Origin of the sequence: Streptomyces sp. WMMC940 (genome assembly GCF_027460265.1) — a bacterium.
Taxonomy (GTDB): Bacteria; Actinomycetota; Actinomycetes; order Streptomycetales; family Streptomycetaceae; genus Streptomyces.
Map to the genome: position 1 here is coordinate 4477414 of NZ_JAPZBC010000001.1, position 16411 is coordinate 4493824.

Annotated in this window: 15 protein-coding genes and 1 tRNA gene; 4 read left to right on the forward strand and 12 right to left on the reverse strand. The window is 71.9% G+C overall.

Going from position 1 to position 16411, the window contains the following annotated elements; genetic code table 11:
* Positions 1-116 precede the first annotated feature (116 nt).
* From O7595_RS19725 to O7595_RS19755, 7 genes are all read right to left on the reverse strand, one after another.
* Entirely contained in the window at positions 117-587 is a 471-nt protein-coding gene (locus O7595_RS19725) for a hypothetical protein (protein WP_269729976.1), read from the reverse strand.
* Positions 588-652: 65 nt separating this feature from the next.
* A complete protein-coding gene (pth, locus tag O7595_RS19730) occupies positions 653-1252 on the reverse strand; it encodes an aminoacyl-tRNA hydrolase (RefSeq protein WP_269729977.1) in 600 nt (199 codons plus the stop codon).
* Positions 1253-1344: 92 nt separating this feature from the next.
* Positions 1345-1956 (reverse strand): 50S ribosomal protein L25/general stress protein Ctc, encoded by a 612-nt coding sequence (locus O7595_RS19735; RefSeq protein ID WP_269729978.1) that lies wholly within the window; start codon positions 1954-1956, stop codon positions 1345-1347.
* A 193-nt stretch (positions 1957-2149) separates the two neighbouring features.
* Positions 2150-3124, reverse strand: a complete 975-nt coding sequence (locus tag O7595_RS19740) for a ribose-phosphate diphosphokinase (protein WP_269729979.1) — start codon at positions 3122-3124, stop codon at positions 2150-2152.
* A 117-nt stretch (positions 3125-3241) separates the two neighbouring features.
* Entirely contained in the window at positions 3242-4690 is a 1449-nt protein-coding gene (gene glmU / locus O7595_RS19745; RefSeq protein ID WP_269729980.1) for a bifunctional UDP-N-acetylglucosamine diphosphorylase/glucosamine-1-phosphate N-acetyltransferase GlmU, read from the reverse strand.
* A gap of 113 nt (positions 4691-4803) precedes the next feature.
* Positions 4804-4874: transfer RNA gene (locus tag O7595_RS19750), tRNA-Gln, on the reverse strand.
* Between the two features lie 6 nt (positions 4875-4880).
* The gene (locus O7595_RS19755; protein ID WP_269729981.1) at positions 4881-5753 is read right to left on the reverse strand and encodes a hypothetical protein; all 873 of its coding nucleotides are present in this window, start codon (positions 5751-5753) and stop codon (positions 4881-4883) included.
* Between the two features lie 155 nt (positions 5754-5908).
* Here O7595_RS19755 and O7595_RS19760 point away from each other — a divergent pair, with 155 nt between their 5' ends.
* Positions 5909-7255: a sensor histidine kinase gene (locus O7595_RS19760; protein WP_269729982.1), complete on the forward strand. Its 1347-nt coding sequence runs from the start codon at positions 5909-5911 to the stop codon at positions 7253-7255.
* A gap of 338 nt (positions 7256-7593) precedes the next feature.
* Here the strand turns inward: O7595_RS19760 and O7595_RS19765 are convergent, their stop codons facing one another.
* Together O7595_RS19765 and O7595_RS19770 are read right to left on the reverse strand one after the other, a co-directional pair.
* Complete coding sequence (locus O7595_RS19765) at positions 7594-8088, reverse strand: SUKH-3 domain-containing protein (RefSeq protein WP_269729983.1); 495 nt, start codon at positions 8086-8088, stop codon at positions 7594-7596.
* Positions 8089-8098: 10 nt separating this feature from the next.
* Complete coding sequence (locus O7595_RS19770) at positions 8099-8620, reverse strand: YwqJ-related putative deaminase (protein WP_269729984.1); 522 nt, start codon at positions 8618-8620, stop codon at positions 8099-8101.
* Between the two features lie 227 nt (positions 8621-8847).
* On the opposite strand from O7595_RS19770, the gene O7595_RS19775 reads away from it, so the two are divergent.
* The 3 genes from O7595_RS19775 (at position 8848) to O7595_RS19785 (ending at position 13601) form a co-directional block, all read left to right on the forward strand.
* On the forward strand, positions 8848-9855 hold the full coding sequence (locus O7595_RS19775) for an SMI1/KNR4 family protein (protein WP_269729985.1): 1008 nt from the start codon (positions 8848-8850) through the stop codon (positions 9853-9855).
* Positions 9856-9863: 8 nt separating this feature from the next.
* A complete protein-coding gene (locus tag O7595_RS19780; protein WP_269729986.1) occupies positions 9864-12407 on the forward strand; it encodes an SUKH-4 family immunity protein in 2544 nt (847 codons plus the stop codon).
* Positions 12408-12713: 306 nt separating this feature from the next.
* Entirely contained in the window at positions 12714-13601 is an 888-nt protein-coding gene (locus O7595_RS19785) for a hypothetical protein (RefSeq protein ID WP_269729987.1), read from the forward strand.
* Positions 13602-13896: 295 nt separating this feature from the next.
* Here O7595_RS19785 and O7595_RS19790 read toward each other — a convergent pair whose 3' ends face one another.
* The 3 genes from O7595_RS19790 to O7595_RS19800 all read right to left on the reverse strand — a co-directional run bounded on the left by O7595_RS19790 (position 13897) and on the right by O7595_RS19800 (position 16374).
* Positions 13897-15510, reverse strand: a complete 1614-nt coding sequence (locus O7595_RS19790; RefSeq protein WP_269729988.1) for a sodium/solute symporter — start codon at positions 15508-15510, stop codon at positions 13897-13899.
* Positions 15507-16040, reverse strand: coding sequence for a DUF485 domain-containing protein (locus O7595_RS19795; protein ID WP_269729989.1), 534 nt, complete (start codon positions 16038-16040; stop codon positions 15507-15509). The genes O7595_RS19790 and O7595_RS19795 overlap by 4 nt, the downstream gene beginning before the upstream one ends.
* Positions 16041-16230: 190 nt before the next feature.
* The gene (locus tag O7595_RS19800) at positions 16231-16374 is read right to left on the reverse strand and encodes a hypothetical protein (protein ID WP_269729990.1); all 144 of its coding nucleotides are present in this window, start codon (positions 16372-16374) and stop codon (positions 16231-16233) included.
* Positions 16375-16411: the final 37 nt, after the last annotated feature.

The window sequence follows — 16411 nt, forward strand, 5'->3', positions numbered from 1 at the left end:
CGCTGTGGGTCGCGCTGCCGGGCCGGTCCGGGTCGGGTGGGTTGCTGTGGGTCGCGCTGCCGGGCCGGTCCGGGGCGGCTGGGCCGCTGCGGGTCGCGCCGCCGGGTCCGCGCTGCTCAGAGCGCGAAGAACGCGCCCACCAGCAACGCCCCGCCCGCAGCGGCCGTCCCCCACGCCGTTCGCGTCATCCGCAGACCGCCGCCGATCACACAGGCGGCGAGCAGCAACGCACCGCCGAGGGGCAGCCATGCGTGCAGAGCCCCGGGCCAGCCGGTGCGCACGACCTCGTCCGTGCCCGGCTTGACCACCACGGCGAGCTCCGCGCCCTCGGCCACCGCCACCGACCGCTCGATGACCATGCCCGACCGCGCGCCGCCCGGCCCGTCGGGGTCGTACGGGCCCGTGCACGTCTTGTCGCCGCAGTCGGCGACGGTGAGTGTCCCGTGCTCACGGCCCTTGGACAGCAGCACGTGCTGGGCCGTGCCCCAGGACGACCAGAAGCCGCCGACGAGCAGCAGCAGCGCCACCGCGGCCATGGACGCACGGCGGCCGTGGTCGAGTATCCGGCCGGAGGACTTCCGCTTCATGGGGCGCGATCCTTCGGCACCCGACCGCGCTCGGTCAACTCATGGCCGACGCTATAGGAGGCTTGTCAGGAGTTGTACGCACTCTGCGCGCGCTCCAGCCCCTCCGTCACCAGACACTCCACCGAATCCGCCCCGCGGTCCACGAAATAGCCCAGCTCCTTGCGCTCGGCACCGGAGAAGTCCTTCAGTACGAAATCCGCCACCTGCATCCGCCCCGGCGGACGCCCGATGCCGAACCGCACCCGGTGGTAGTCCGAACCCATCGCCTTCGTCATCGACTTCAGACCGTTGTGCCCGTTGTCACCGCCGCCCAGCTTCAGCCGCAGCACCCCGAAATCGATGTCCAGTTCGTCGTGCACCGCCACCACGTGCGCCGTCGGAACCTTGTAGAAGTCCCGCAACGCCACCACGGGACCACCCGAAAGGTTCATGTACGACATCGGCTTCGCCAGGATCACCCGCCGGCTCCCCGGACCCGCCGGACCGATCCGGCCCTCCACCACCTGAGCCTGCGCCTTGGCCGCCCGCTTGAACTTCCCGCCCATCCGCTCCGCGAGCAGATCGGCGACCATGAACCCCACGTTGTGGCGGTTCCCGGCGTACCCCGGCCCCGGATTGCCCAGCCCCACCACCAGCCAGGGCGCGCCGGCGTCGACCGTCGTCATGAACGTCTCCTCGAGTCCGCAAACGAGTCCGAAAACAGAGAACGGGGTGGTGGGCCGCGCGGCCCGCCACCCCGTCAAGCAGAGCGTACGGCTCAGGCCTCGGCGCCCTCGGCGGCCACGGCCTCGCCCTCCTCGGCCTCCTCGGCCTCGGCAGCCGGCTCCTCGGCCTGCGCGGCCAGGACCTGCAGCACGACCGCGTCCTCGTCCACGGCCAGGGAGACGCCCTTCGGCAGCGCGATGTCCTTGGCGTGGACGGAGGCACCGGCCTCCAGGCCCTCGACGGACACCGTGAAGGACTCGGGGATGTGGGTGGCCTCGGCGTCGACCGGCAGCGCGTTCAGCACGTGCTCGAGCAGGTTGCCACCGGGGGCCAGCTCACCCTCGGCCTGCACCGGGACCTCGACCGTGACCTTCTCGCCGCGCTTCACCAGCAGCAGGTCCACGTGCTCCAGGAAGCCCTTCAGCGGGTCGCGCTGCGCCGCCTTCGGGATGGCCAGCTCCTTCCTGCCCTCGATGTCCAGCGCGAGCAGGACGTTCGGGGTACGCAGCGCCAGCAGCAGGTCGTGGCCCGGAAGCGTCACGTGGACCGGGTCCGAGCCGTGACCGTACAGAACGCCGGGAACCTTGTTGTCGCGACGGATGCGCCGGGCGGCGCCCTTGCCGAACTCGCTGCGGAGCTCCGCGGAAATCTTCACCTCGGACATGTGCACTCCTCGTATGCGGTGACGAACATGAACAGTCACCCGGCCACGACTGGCCTGCTACGAAGAGCGCGTCGATAACGGACCGCCGTACCGAAACGGGTACGGCCTCCCTCGCCGAGCAACCCGATGAGTCTACCCGGAGGGAGGCCGTAGCCTAAATCGATCTCGGATCGGGCGGCCTGCCGCCCGTCGGCTACTGCTCCTCGAACAGGCTCGTCACCGAGCCGTCCTCGAAGACCTCACGCACCGCACGCGCGATCGTCGGCGCGATCGACAGGACCGTGATCTTGTCCAGCTCCAGATTGCTCGGGTCCGGCAGCGTGTCCGTGAACACGAACTCGCTCACCTTCGAGTTCTTCAGCCGGTCCGCGGCGGGACCCGACAGCACCCCGTGCGTGGCCGTGACGATCACGTCCTCCGCGCCGTGCGCGAACAGCGCCTCCGCGGCCGCGCAGATCGTGCCGCCGGTGTCGATCATGTCATCGACCAGGACGCAGACCCGGCCCTCGACATTGCCCACGACCTCGTGGACCGTCACCTGGTTCGCCACGTCCTTGTCGCGGCGCTTGTGGACGATCGCCAGCGGCGCGTCCAGACGGTCGCACCAGCGGTCCGCCACCCGCACCCGGCCGGCGTCCGGGGACACCACCGTCAGCTTCGAGCGATCGACCTTCGCACCGACGTAGTCGGCGAGCAGCGGCAGCGCGAACAGGTGATCCACCGGACCGTCGAAGAAGCCCTGGATCTGGTCCGTGTGCAGATCCACGGTGAGGATCCGGTCCGCACCGGCCGTCTTCATCAGATCCGCCACCAGGCGCGCCGAGATCGGCTCACGGCCGCGGTGCTTCTTGTCCTGACGGGCGTAACCGTAGAACGGCAGGATCACCGTGATGCTCCGCGCGGAGGCCCGCTTCAGAGCATCGATCATGATCAACTGCTCCATGATCCATTTATTGATGGGAGCCGTGTGGCTCTGCATCAGGAAGCAGTCCGCGCCACGCGCCGACTCCTGGAAACGGACGTAGATCTCACCATTGGCGAAGTCGAAGGCCTTCGTCGGCACGATGCCGACACCCAACTGATCGGCGACCTCCTCGGCAAGCTCGGGGTGGGCGCGGCCGGAGAAGAGCATCAGCTTCTTCTCGCCGGTCGTCTTGATCCCGGTCACAGCACTGTCTCCTCAGACGTGTTCTCTGCTGCTGATCCGCCCGTCCCTGGTTGCGGCGAGCCAGCCGAATCATGTGCACGTATCACGGTACGCCGAGATTGACGCACCCGTTTCCGGTCAGCCCTCGCGCTCCACGGCCTCACCCGCGGCCTGAGCCGCCTGCGCGGCCGCACTCCCAGGACGCTTCCGCGCCACCCAGCCCTCGATATTCCGTTGCTGACCGCGGGCCACGGCCAGCGAACCCGGAGGCACGTCCTTCGTGATCACCGAGCCCGCCGCAGTGTACGCACCGTCCCCGACTGTGACAGGAGCAACAAACATGTTGTCCGACCCCGTCCTGCAGTGAGAACCGATCGTCGTGTGGTGCTTCGCCTCACCGTCGTAGTTCACGAACACCGAAGCCGCACCGATGTTCGTGTACTCACCGATCGTCGCGTCACCCACGTACGACAGGTGGGGCACCTTCGTGCCCTCGCCGAGCGAGGCGTTCTTCATCTCCACATACGTACCCGCCTTGGCCTTCGGGCCGAGCTTCGTCCCTGGACGCAGATACGCGTACGGACCCACCGACGCGGACTCACCGATCACCGCGCGGTCCGCCACCGTGTTGTCCACCCGCGCCCCACGGCCCACCACCGTGTCCCGAAGCCGCGTGTTCGGACCCACCTCGGCGTCCTCCGCCACATGCGTCGCGCCCAGCAACTGCGTACCCGGGTGAACCACCGCGTCCCGCTCGAACGTCACCGTCACGTCCACCAGCACCGACGCCGGATCCACCACGGTCACGCCGGCCGTCATCGCCCGCTCCAGCAGCCGCTGGTTCAGCAGCCGACGCGCCTCCGCCAGCTGCACCCGGTTGTTGATCCCCAGGATCTCCCGGTGATCCCCGGCCACCGACGCACCCACCCGGTGTCCCGCCTCACGCAGGATCCCGAGTACGTCCGTCAGATACTCCTCGCCCTGGCTGTTGTCCGTGCGCACCTTGCCCAGCGCATCCGCCAGCAGCCGGCCGTCGAACGCGAAGACACCCGAGTTGATCTCCTTGATCGCCCGCTCCGCCTCGGAGGCGTCCTTGTGCTCCACGATCGCGGTCACCGCACCCGTGGCGGCGTCCCGCACGATCCGGCCGTACCCCGTCGAGTCCGGGACCTCCGCCGTCAGCACCGTCACGGCGTTGCCGTCGGCCGCATGCGTCGCGGCGAGCACCGACAGCGTCTCGCCGGAGAGGAGGGGAGTGTCACCGCACACGACGACGACCGTGCCGTCCGGGGCCTGGCCCAGCTCCTCCAGAGCCATCCGCACGGCATGCCCCGTGCCGTTCTGCTCCGCCTGGAACGCCGTGCGCGTCCCCTCGTAGTGCGCGGCGAGATGTTCCCTGACCTGTTCGCTCGCATGCCCCACGACCACGACGAGCTGCTCGGGCTCGAGCTCACGGGCGGCGGACACGACGTGCCCGACGAGCGAGCGCCCGGCGATCTCGTGCAGGACCTTGGGGGTCTTCGACTTCATGCGGGTGCCCTCACCCGCTGCAAGGACGACGACGGCGGCCGGGCGGTTGGCGCTCACGGGAATGCCCTTCGGCTTCGGGTGGTGGACACCCGAAGGATACCGGGGGCATACAGGCGTGAAATAAGTGCGGGTCCTGACCGTGAGGTCAGGACCCGCACTGAGCATGTTTGCTCCCGGGGGAGGACTCGAACCCCCATGATCAGAACCAAAATCTGACGTCTTGCCCTTAGACGACCCGGGATTGCCGTTATGTCCGATTTAATGGATCGGCTGCGGATGCAGCCCCTACTATGCCGTACCACCAGCCTTCGATGCGACGGTACAACTCGGCGCTCTGCCGCACCTGGATGACGAGGCAACCCCGATAGCGCGGGCCCACGTTCTTGCGGACGGTCTTCGGGTTGTGCCGTTTGAGCGTGGTCTTGCCGAACGTTGCGACGTCCGCCCCGACGAGGTCGGCCCAGTATCGCTCTGCGGCGTGTACCTCGGCCGACTCGTGGATCATCACGTGGAACCTCAGGCGAACCCTCTCGACTCCGACCAGGTCGAGCCATGCGAGGAATAGTGTGATCATGCTGGGGTCGCTGTTGACGAAGGTCACCCGCTCCCGGCGCGCATGAGGTTTGTCCTTGGTGCCCTCGGCCCAGTACAGGCCGACTCCGATCAGGTGAAGCTCCCGGTCGGTGAGCGAACCGACCTCGGCTGCGGCGCGGGACTTGGCCTGCTGTCGCTCCGCCTCCCTCCTCGGGCCCTCGTGCTCCCAGCGCTTGCGGGCCGCCAGACCGGCCTGCTCGGCCGGTGTGCGCCGGACCGGCGCCGGCAGGTCACGCACCCACAGTGAGATCGAGCTCTTGGAGCACCCCAACTCGACCTGGATCTGGTCGTAGGTCATCCCTTGCAGTCGGAGCTCGCGCGCCTTCGCCCGCAGGTCGTCCTTCGCGTTCGGGCGCCTGGTCCAGTCGGGTGGCGGCTCCCCCTTCACGAGGCGGTTGAGGATGTCGTTGTTGCCGATGTGGAGCCGGTCGCGGATCTGGCGGAGGCTGAGGCCTTCGCGGCGCAGCGCGATCGCCTGTCTGCGGAGGCCTTCGAAGTCGGCGTACGGGCCGGTCGTGGAGGTCATGCGCCCAGGTTCGTCCGGAATGCGGACATCCGGGTCGAAGATGTGGTCGATTCACCTGTTCGAGCGGTCGTCGCGGGTTGTGACCTCGTTCGATCACGTTCCGTGCTGTGGAAGCCGCCGGAAAATCGCTCGACCGCTTTCGTAGTCTGGGAGGCATGACCACAACGGGGGCACACCAGGACTCCGCGGACGACGCGTCGCCGCGGAGCCTGCTGTGGTGGGGACGGCGGCGGAGTGCGGTGCTGGACGTGGGGCTCGGTCTCGTGTCCGCGGCGGAGTGCGCGCTGGAGGGGGTGCGGTTCTCGGAGACGGCAGCGCTGCCCGTTCCGGTGGGGGTGGTCTTCGGGCTGCTCGCCGGGTCGGTGCTGGTGCTGCGCCGGCGCTGGCCGGTCGCCGTGGTGCTGGTGTCGATCGCCATCACGCCGGCCGAGATGGGCTTCCTGATGGGGATCGTCGGGCTGTACACGCTCGCCGCGTCGGAAGCGCCGCGGCGGGTGATCGCGGCGCTGGCGGGGATGTCGTTGCTGGGGACGCTGATCGTCACGTTCGTCAGGACGCGGCAGGACGTGGCGACGGCCGATTTCGATCCGGGTCCCTGGTACGTGCCGGTGGTGTCGGTCGTGATGTCGATCGGACTGACCGCTCCGCCGTTGCTGCTGGGGCTGTACGTGGGGGCGCGGCGGCGGCTGATGGAGAGCCTGCGGGAGCGTGCGGTCAGTCTGGAGCAGGAGTTGTCCCTGCTGGCCGACCGTGCGGAGCAGCAGGCGCAGTGGGCGCGTACGGAGGAGCGGACGCGGATCGCGCGGGAGATGCACGACGTGGTGGCGCACCGGGTGAGTCTCATGGTGGTGCATGCGGCGGCGTTGCAGGCGGTGGCGTTGAAGGATCCGCAGAAGGCGGTGAAGAACGCGGCCCTGGTGGGGGACATGGGCCGGCAGGCGTTGACGGAGTTGCGGGAGATGCTGGGGGTGCTGCGGTCGGGCGAGGAGGTCGCGGCGCGGGCGGCGGCGGAGCCGGTGCCGTTGGCGGCGGTGGGAGCGGCGGCCGCGGCTGCCGCCGAGGCCGCCGAGGCCGAGGTGACGGCTGAGGGGCCGTCGTTGGCGGATCTCGGCTCGTTGGTGGAGCAGTCGCGGCTGGCGGGGATGGTGGTCGAGTTCTCGGTGCACGGTGAGTCGCGCGGGTACCGGCCGGAGGTGGAGCAGACGGCGTTCCGGGTGGTGCAGGAGGCGTTGACGAACGTGCACAAGCATGCGGCGGGTGCGAAGGCGTGGGTGCGGGTCGCCCATCGTGATGCGGAGATCGCGATGCAGGTGGAGAACGGTCCGTCGGAGCGGGGTGCGGCGGACGCGGGTCTGCCGAGCGGGGGCAACGGTCTGGTGGGTATGCGGGAGCGGGTGTCGGCGCTGGGCGGTGTGTTCGTGTCGGGGCCGACGGACGGGGGCGGTTTTCGGGTGTCGGCGGTGCTGCCGATGGAGTTGCCGGTGGAGTCGTCGGTGGTGTGAGCGTCCGCGGGCGCTCTTCGGCTTCCGCGCGATGGTGGCCCGGTGTTCCGGGCGTACGGGGTGGTCCGGTGTGCCCGGGGGAATCGGCCGGTCGGTCCGGTGTTCTCGGTGAACCGGCCGGTCCGGTGTGCCGGGGGGATCGGCCGGCCGCCCGGGGTGGCGCTCTGTTGGTCCGGTCCGGTGGGCCGGTGTTCCGTGCCGTGGTGGCCCGGCGGGGGTGGTCGCCCCCGCCGGGCCTTGTGCTGTCCGTCGCTGTCCGTCCCGGTGCCCCGGGGTTGTGGTGCCCCGTGCCTGCGCCGCCCCGGGGTTGTGGTGCCCCCGTGCCGCGGGGCCGGGGCTCAGGACGTGGTGAGGCGGGCGGGCTGGTTGCCGTTGACGAGTGTGACGAGGGCCTGGTCGAGGTCGGGGCCGAGGTACCAGTCGCCGGTGTGGTCGACGCTGTAGACGCGGCCTTCGGTGTCGATGGCGAGGACGGCCTGGGCGTCGCCTTCTTCTCCGAGGGGGGCGATCTCGGTGTCGAGGGCGCGGCCGAGGTCGCTCAGGGTACGCGCGAGGTGGAGTCCGGCGAGGGGGTCGAGGCGGAGGGCCGCCGGTGCGGTCTGGCGGCCGGGTCCGGGCGGGGTGATGTGGAGGGCACCGAATTCGGCCCAGGCTTCGACGGCCGCGGGGAAGACGGCGTGCCGGTGGCCGCCGGGGGAGACGTGGGCGCGCAGGGTGTCGGCCCAGTGCTCGGCGAGTTTGATGTCCCAGCGGCCCGGTTGCCATCCCGCGTCGCGCAGGGCTGCGTCGACGGCGACGGGGAAACGGGTGGTGCTGAGGGGGTGGTCGGGCATGTGTGTGCGTTCAGCCGTTCTCGTTCAGGGTGGGGTCGACGGTGCGTACGCCGAAGTGGGCGAGCATCGCCGTGCAGGAGCGGCAGGGGGCGGCGTAGCTGCCGTGGAGGGGGTCGCCGTCCTCGCGGATGCGCCGGGTGGTGAGTTTGGCGTGCTTGAGGGCGCGGCGGGCTTCGCCGGGGGTGAGGGGTTTGCGTTGGGCGCGTTTGGAGCGTGCCGCGTCGGTGGCGCCGATGTGGCGGGAGAGCAGGATGGCTTCGGGGCACCGGCCGGTGAAGCGTTCGCGCTGGCCGCTGGTGAGGGTGTCGAGGAAGTCCTGGACGAGCGGGTGGAGGGTGGGGGCCTGGTCGCCCTTGGCCGCGGTGCAGGTGAGGATCGTGCCGCGGACGGAGAGCGCGGCGGCGACGGTGGGCAGGATTCCGTCGCGGCGGAAGCGGAGTACGGGCGGGCGTGCTGCGGCCTCCGCGCTGCTCCAGCTGAGCCTGGGGTCGCCTGTCGTGGCTGATGGCGACGGTTGCGGTGCCGTGTGCATGGTGCTGTTGTCCCTCCCTGCAATCCCCCGAGTTGCTGGGACAGCCTGCCAAATGGGGCGGGTGGTGCGGAAGCGGGGTGGCTGAAACGTGTATCCGTGTCGTCGGTCTTGGGCTGAGGGTCACGCGGGTGTGACGGTTCGTTACGGGAGCGGAGGGGCGGTGGCCGTTGTCGCCCCACCGCATAGGCTGTGGTGAACCAGCCGGACGCAGCAGGGGGCATACCGCCATGACGACAGGTCGGATCGGGCTGGGGGCACCTCCCGGCCCCCAGGGCCGGGAGATCGCAGCGCCGCCGAACGCGGCCTACGCCGGGCAGGTCGTTCACTTCCCGGATCCGGTGAGGGCTGCTCGGCATCCTATGGGTGTCCGGGTGGATGAGCGCGGTTTTCCGGATTTCTCGCCGTATGCGCGGGCGGCGGCGGAGATCGCCGAGCCCCCGGAGGGTTTCGGCGTCGACGAACTGCGGCTGACGGACTACGTGTCGGCGAACGCGGTTCTGGCCGCGACGGGTCATGAGCTGTGGGACACGATTCCGCCGGTGGCGACACCGCACGGATGGACGTGGCACCACGTGGCGGGGAGCCGCCGGCTGGAGCTGGTGCCGGTCGAGGTGAAGGCGCTGCTGAGGCATCACGGCGGTGTGGCGACGACCGTGGTGGACCACGGGAAGCGCGGGACCCGTCCGCTGCAGGAGACGCGGCCGGCGCACTTCGGTCTGCCGAAGGGCGCGGTGTCGGTGTCGGAACAGCAACTGCTCGGTGTGGAGGAGGACTTGGGGTACCGCCTGCCGGGTGCGTACCGCTCGTTCCTGAAGGCGGCCGGTGGGTGCGCGCCGGTGGGTGCGGCGCTCGACGCGGAGCTGGGGCTGCTGGTGGACCAGCCGTTCTTCACGGTGCGTGAGGAGGCGGCGGTCAACGACCTGCTGTATGTGAACAAGTGCCTGCGGGACCATCTGACGAAGGACTATCTGGGCGTCGGTTTCGTCCAGGGCGGTCTGCTGGCGGTCAAGGTCCGTGGCGCGGACGTGGGTTCGGTGTGGTTCTGCGCGTACGACGACGCACGGGACCGGGACGGCTTGACGGTGACGGAGTGGGTGGAGCGCCTGTTGCTGCCGTGTGGTGAGGACTTCGACGCGTTCCTGGAACGGCTGGCGGGGAATCCGCCGGAGCTGGAGACCGTGGCGAACCTGATGGTGGACGGCGGCTTCGCGCGCGCCGTCCCGGTGGGGGAGTGAGCTTCTCGATGGTCACGTTCGCGCAGGCGCAGGAGCGCGCGGAGGAGTGGGTCAACGGCGATCTGCCCGCGTACCAGCACCGCGAGGTGCGGGTGCGGGAGTTCGAGCTGGGCTTCGTGGTGTGGGCGGAGGACCGCCCCGAGGGGCCGACGTCGGACGGCGGCCGGCAGCGGATGGTGATCGCCCGGGACAGCGGGGAGGCCACGCTGTGGCCGGGGCTGCCGGTGGGTGAGGTGATCCGCCGCTATGAGGAGGAGTACGGCGTTCCCGGGGCGGGTGCGGCTCCGGCCGCGGCGCCGGCGGAGCGGATCGATCTGAATCAGACGTCGTTCCTGCTGAGTCCGCCGGAATGGCTGCAGGACGCGGCGGACAGGCTGGGCATTCCGGATCAGCGGGGTGCGCGCGGCGAGGCGGGCGTGACGGCGGCGGGTACGTCCGCGGTGGACGCCTCGGCGGGTGCCGGGCCGGGTGCCGGCGCCGTGCCGTCGGAGCGGGACGCGGTGCCCGCTCAGGACGGGACCGGTGGCGGCGTCACGAACGGCCGTGGTTCGCACGTGGGCGGGAGTGCGTGGCCGGGTGCGGCGGCGGCTTCCGCGTCTCCGGAGCCCTCTGCCGCGGGAGCGGCCGCCTCGGGCGAGGGACGCCCGCAGGGCGGGACCGGTGGGGACGAGCACGAGCCGTCCGCTTCCGACGGAGTGCCGGCCGTGCCCGCGGGTGCGACGCCGTGGGCCGGGACGGACACGAACGCCGGCTCGGAGGACGGTTCCGTTCCGCTGCCGGCGACGGTGTTCGCGCCGCCGCTGGCGGGTGCGGACGACGAGGACACCCCGCCGCCCTCGGTGGGTGCGGACGCGCCGACGGCGCTCATGTCGGGCGGCAGCCAGTTGCCGCGTACGGCGGTGTCGCCCGCCCTCGACCCGCAGGACCGCGGTGCCGGTGCGGCCGCCACGCCGCCTCAGGGCACTCCCGCGCCGCATTCGGCGGGGGACATCGCGGACGCCGCGACGAGCAAGGCCACGGTGCCGCCGCGGGGTGCGCGCGTCTCCGGGCAGACGACTCCGCCGCCCCCGGGTGCGCCCGGCGTTCCGGGAGGGCGGCCCGGTGCGGCGCCGGCTCCGGCGGGGCCCGCTGCGCCGGCGGGCGGTTACGTGCCCACGCAGATGGTCTCCCAGCTCGGCCCGGACGGACCGCAGCCGCCGGGTGCGGGTGCGGACGGTCCGGGTGTGCCGCGGCCTCCTGGTCCGCCGGGGGTTCCTGGTACGCCGCCGGGTGGGGTGCATCATGCGGCGACGATGCTGGCGAATCCGAGTCCGGTCGGCCCGGGGGCGCCGCAGCCGCCCGGCCCTCCGGGGCGGGACGTGGGTGCGGACGGTCCGGGTGTGCCGCGGCCTCCTGGTCCGCCGGGGGTTCCTGGTACGCCGCCGGGTGGGGTGCATCATGCGGCGACGATGCTGGCGAATCCGAGTCCGGTCGGCCCGGGGGCGCCGCAGCCGCCCGGCCCCCCGGGGCCGGTGCCGCACGCCCCGCAGCCCGGTCCGCAGCCCGCGTACGGCTATCCGCAGCAGCCGCCGGCCGCTGTGCCGACCGTCGGCCCGGGCTACCAGGCCGTGCTGCGCTACCGTGCGCCCGACGGCTCCGAGCAGCAGCTCATCCGCCGTTCGGCGCCGGGCACGCCGCACCCGGAGTGGCAGATCTTCCACGAGCTGCGCGCCATGAACGTCCCGAGCGACCAGGTCCTCGAGCTCCACACGGAGCTGGAGTCCTGCGAGCTGCCCGGTGGCTACTGCGCCCGGATGATCCGGGAGACCTGGCCGCAGGCCCGGATCACGAGCATCGCCCCGTACGGCAAGGACCACGCCAGCAGGCAGGGCGGCATGCGGCAGCTGCTGACCCACCAGGGCGAGTTGCACCAGGTCGCGGACGGCCCGGCGCGGCCCGCTCCGGTGCGCGCCCCGCTGCCGCAGGTACCGCCGGCTCCGCCCCTTCCGCCGGAGGGCGTCGCGCATGAGCTGGTGGGGTCGTTCGGGCCGCAGGGCATCTGCCGGTTCGACCAGCGGGCCGTGTCCCGTCAGGGCGTGCCGGAGATCGTCGCGCGGACGCTGGTGTGGGCGGGTCTCCCGGCGGACTTCGGGCCGTTCTTCTGGGCGCAGCCGGCCCAGCCGGTGGTGCCGACGCTGGCGGAGCTCGCCGCGCAGCGGCAGGTGCAGCCGGCGTCGGACGCGGGCTCGTACCTGGTCGTGGGCACCGACTTCGGCCGGGCGATCTGTGTCCAGTACGGGACCGCGCACATCGTGGCGGTGCCGGTGGAGGGCGGTCCCGGCGGGCAGCCGATGGCGCCCCAGTTCGTGAACAGCGGGCTGCCGGAGTTCACCCGCTCGCTGGCGCTGCTCGGCCGGATGTGGCGGCTGCGCTTCGGGCTCAACCCCGAGCAGGCGGGCCGCTGGACGGTCGACTTCCAGGCGCAGCTCGCCGCGCTGGACCCGGCGGCGCTGTCGTCGCCGGAGAGCTGGTGGTCGGTACTGCTGGAGCAGATGTGGGACGGACTGATCTGATCCGCTGAGCGCCGCTCGGCGGCCGGCCCGCCGACGGCCCGGTCGCCGAGCCCTTCGGTGGTCGTGCCCGCATGCCGTCGCCGGCTGAGGGCCCGGCGGCCGGTCGGTGACGAGGGCGCCCGCGGCCGGGAGCCGTTGCGACGGCGGCGCGGGCAGCGTCCGTGCGCCGGAGCGTGCGCCGTCGGGCGCCCGATCTGCCTTTCCGGTCGGGCACCCGCTTCCGTGTGGCGGAGTGTCGCGTCATGGGTGCTTCGCCGCGATCCAGCACGATGTTCCCGCGTCGACCGCTCCGAGAGGAGTCCAGGGATGAATGCGGGATCGGCTCATGGCGGGTTCGTCACCGTACGAGGCCGCGGCTACCGGCTGGACCAGGTCGACCGGTACGTCGAGGCGCTGGCGCGGGAGCGGGACGACGCGTGGCGACGGGCGGCGCGGTTGACCCGGGTGGTCGAGGAGCTCGCGGCCGAGGCGGTGTCGCTGCGGCAGTTCGCCGAGGCGCTGGGGCCGCCGACGTACGAGCCGCTCGGTCCGCGTGCCCAGGAGGTCCTCGACCTGGCGGAGAAGGAGGCGGCGGCCGTGCTGTCCACCGCGCGGGAGGAGGCGCGGGCCGCCTGCGAGGCGGCGGAGGCCGAGGCGCGCCGGGTGCGGGAGCTGGCGGCGGTGCGGGCGGGCCAGACGTGTGAGGAGGCGGACTCGCGGGCTCGGCGGACGGTCCTGTCGGCGCGGGCCGCGGCGGAGGAACTGCGCGACGCCGCCCGGGTGGAGGCCGCGGCGGAGCGCGGTGAGGCGATGGCCGTTCTGGAGGCGTCCAGATGCCGTGCGGCGGGGATGCTCAAGGAGCTCGACCGGATGCGGGTGTCCCGCCGCTACGAGGCGGAGCGGGAACTGTCGGCCCGGGACGCGGAGTCGGCGGAGCGTTACGGGGGACTCACCGCGCGGGCGCAGGCCCGGCTGTCGGAGGCGCTGTGCGCGTTCGCCGAGGCGGAGGAGTCGGCCCGCCGCGGCGAGGAGGAGGCGCGTGCGCTGGCGGCGCGTGTCGTGGAGGAGGCCGCTGTGCGGGCGGCGCGTGTTTCCCGGGAGACGGACCGGGTCCTGCGGGAGCATGTGCGGCGCGCCGAGGAGATCCACGCGCACCTGGACCACATCCGCGAGGGCCTGGCGAGCCTCGTGGAACGGCCGCCTTCGCGGGACTGACCGGCTTCCGCGGTCGGATGGGGTCTGGACGCGGCGCTGCGGGCGGCTGTCCCGGGCCGCGATCGCCGCGCTGCGGGCGGGACCCGTGGGCCGCGGTCGCGTCGCCCCCGGACCGCTGCCTCTTCGGTCCGGGGCCCCGGACCCGTCTTCGCCTCGGACCCGGACCGCTCCCGGGAACCGCCGGTCGGAGGCCCCGACCGCCGGGCCGTTCGCCGCTCCTCCCGGGAGCGCCGGACGGCCCTGGTCCGGGCTCCTCCCGGGAGCGCCGGACGGCCCTGGTCCGGTTAGGCGGGGGTCAGGGGGTGTCGCCGGGGCCCGTCGTCGCGCCGGCGAGGATCACCGGCTCGATCTCGGCGTACCGCTCGCGCTGGGCGGACGCCTCGCGCGGGGAGCGGATGCTGCCGTACCAGCCGGCGAGGAAGCCGGCGGGGACCGACACCAGACCCGTGGTGGTGTAGGGGAACCAGTTGAAGTCGTGGTCGGGGAACACGGACTGCGGCGAGCCGGAGACCAGGTTGCTGCCGGTCATCAGCAGGATCGCGGTGCCGGTGCCCACGATCAGGGTCCACAGCAGACCCTGGCGGGTGTAGCGGCGCCAGAACATGCTGAAGACGAGCGCCGGGGCGACCGCGGACGCGCCGATGCAGAAGGACAGCGTGACCAGCGCCTGGAGATTCCAGTCCTGGACGAAGGCCGCGAGCGCGATGGCGAGGAGGCCGACGCCGGCCGCGGCGCCGCGGGCGATGGCCATCTCGGCGGTGTGCGAGACGGTGGCCCGGCGCAGTCCGTGGGCGATGAGGTCGTGCGCCAGGGTGTTGGCGCAGGCGAGGGTGATGCCGGCGACCGAGGCCAGCAGGGTCAGGAAGATCGCCGTCGCCACGGTGGTGAACACGAGGGATTCGAACGTGTTGGCGTCCGCGCCGAGCACGGCCTGACTGACCAGCAGGAACGCGGTCTTGCCCTGGGGGTCGGCGAGGACGAGGTTCTTGTGGCCGACGATCGCGGCGGCGCCGAAGCCGATGAGGGCGAGGAGCAGGCAGGTCACGACCACGGTGGACACGGCCCAGGACATCGAGCGCCGTACGGCGGTGGCGCTGCGGGCGGTGAACATGCGCATCGTGATGTGCGGGAGGACCGCCGCGCCGAGCACGACCGTGAGCTGGGCGCTGATCATGTCGATCTCGTCGCCGCCGAACTGGAGTCCGGAGGTGAGGTAGAGGTCGCCCGCCCCGCTGCCCTTCTTGGCCGCGTCGAGCAGCCCGGGGAGGCTGAAGTCGAAGCGGTCCAGTACCAGGACGGCGATGACGGTGGCGGAGCCGAGCAGCACGACGGTCTTGACGATCTGGATGAAGGCGGTGCCCTTCATTCCGCCGATGGCCGCGTACGAGATCATCAGCACGCCGAGGAAGACGATCGCGCCGGTCTTGAACCCCTCGGCGTCGAAACCGAGGACGAAGGCGAGCAGGTCACCGGCGCCCGCGAGCTGGAAGACCACCAGGGGCAGCAGTGCGGCGAGGGTGACCGCGCAGGCGGCGATGCGCACGGCCGGGCCGGGGGCGCGGCGGGTGAGGATGTCGCCCATGGTGAACCGGCCCGCGTTCCGCAGGGGTTCGGCGAGCAGGAACATCATCAGCACCAGGGAGAGCACGGTGCTCAGGGCGAGGGTGAGTCCGTCGTAGCCGACGAGGGCGATGACTCCGATGGTGGCGAGCACGGTCGACGCGGAGATGTAGTCGCCCGCGATGGCGAGGCCGCTCTGCATCGGGGACAGGGAGCGGTAGCCGGTGTAGAACTCGCCCAGGTCGTCGCGGTCGGGTCCGGTCATCACGCACAGCAGCAGCGTCACGGTGATGACGGCGATGAACGCGACGAAGGACATGGTCTGGGCGTCGGAGTTGAAGCCGCTCATATGCGCATGCCTCCCGTGGGCCGGTCCCAGGCGGAGCCGCCGGGGCGCTGCCGGCCGGCCTGCCGGTCCGCGGACGTCGTGGCGTGCCCTTCCTCGTGGGCTGTTCGGATGGCCGCGGCGAGCGGGTCGACCCGCTCGCGGGCGATGCGCTCGTAGACGGCGATGGCGGCCAGGGCCACGGGCAGCGTGAGGAGGCCCAGCAGTACGCCGGTGGTGAGGCCGCCGCTGATGCCGTCGGTCATCAGGTCGGGTGCGTAGCCGGACAGGACGAGGAAGAGGACGAAGTAGCCGAGCGCGGTGAGCGTCGCGACACGGCGGAGCCTGCGGTAGCCGGAGCGCAGTCGGGGCAGCTGGTCGTCCGGGGCGTGGCCGGACGGCTCGGTGTACGGGTCCGGGTACGGGGCGGCGGGCGCCTCACCGAACGGGTCGCCGAACGGATCGCCGTATCCCCGGTCGGGCGGTGGTTGCGGCGCCTGCCAGGGCTGCCTCGCCGGGCCGGGGGGATCGGGGAAGTAGGGGTCGTACGACATCGTGCTGCTCCTTGCGGCGGCCCGAGGGCGGCCGGGCTCCCCCGTGCGCGGGCGCGCGGGGGCGAGGGGGTCAGGGGGGTGGAGGCGTACGTTACTTGTCGGTACTGGGCTGGCGTAAGGGGTTACCGACTGGGAGGTATGTAGGTTTGGCAACGGTCGTGTCACGCCCCGCACACGACGCCCTCCCAGGTCAGAGGTCCGGTCGCGGTTCCGTGAGGACCGGGAACCTGCGCGGCGCGAGCAGTAGCGCGAGCAGGGCGATCGCCGCGGTCGCCGCGGCGCCGACGAAGGCGAGATCGACCGCCACGCCCTTCGAGATCCCTTCCCTGTGCATGTATCTCTGCGGGACACGCTCTCTCACCTCACGCTCC

Excerpts from the sequence above, each read along its gene's own strand:
- O7595_RS19785 (WP_269729987.1), top strand. The coding sequence starts at position 12,714 with ATGAATGCGGGATCGGCTCATGGCGGGTTCGTCACCGTACGAGGCCGC.
- O7595_RS19755 (WP_269729981.1), bottom strand. The coding sequence starts at position 5,753 with ATGACCTCCACGACCGGCCCGTACGCCGACTTCGAAGGCCTCCGCAGA.
- O7595_RS19795 (WP_269729989.1), bottom strand. The coding sequence starts at position 16,040 with ATGTCGTACGACCCCTACTTCCCCGATCCCCCCGGCCCGGCGAGGCAG.
- O7595_RS19725 (WP_269729976.1), bottom strand. The coding sequence starts at position 587 with ATGAAGCGGAAGTCCTCCGGCCGGATACTCGACCACGGCCGCCGTGCG.
- O7595_RS19800 (WP_269729990.1), bottom strand. The coding sequence starts at position 16,374 with ATGCACAGGGAAGGGATCTCGAAGGGCGTGGCGGTCGATCTCGCCTTC.
- O7595_RS19780 (WP_269729986.1), top strand. The coding sequence starts at position 9,864 with ATGGTCACGTTCGCGCAGGCGCAGGAGCGCGCGGAGGAGTGGGTCAAC.
- pth (WP_269729977.1), bottom strand. The coding sequence starts at position 1,252 with ATGACGACGGTCGACGCCGGCGCGCCCTGGCTGGTGGTGGGGCTGGGC.
- O7595_RS19790 (WP_269729988.1), bottom strand. The coding sequence starts at position 15,510 with ATGAGCGGCTTCAACTCCGACGCCCAGACCATGTCCTTCGTCGCGTTC.
- O7595_RS19760 (WP_269729982.1), top strand. The coding sequence starts at position 5,909 with ATGACCACAACGGGGGCACACCAGGACTCCGCGGACGACGCGTCGCCG.
- O7595_RS19775 (WP_269729985.1), top strand. The coding sequence starts at position 8,848 with ATGACGACAGGTCGGATCGGGCTGGGGGCACCTCCCGGCCCCCAGGGC.
- O7595_RS19735 (WP_269729978.1), bottom strand. The coding sequence starts at position 1,956 with ATGTCCGAGGTGAAGATTTCCGCGGAGCTCCGCAGCGAGTTCGGCAAG.
- O7595_RS19770 (WP_269729984.1), bottom strand. The coding sequence starts at position 8,620 with ATGCACACGGCACCGCAACCGTCGCCATCAGCCACGACAGGCGACCCC.
- O7595_RS19765 (WP_269729983.1), bottom strand. The coding sequence starts at position 8,088 with ATGCCCGACCACCCCCTCAGCACCACCCGTTTCCCCGTCGCCGTCGAC.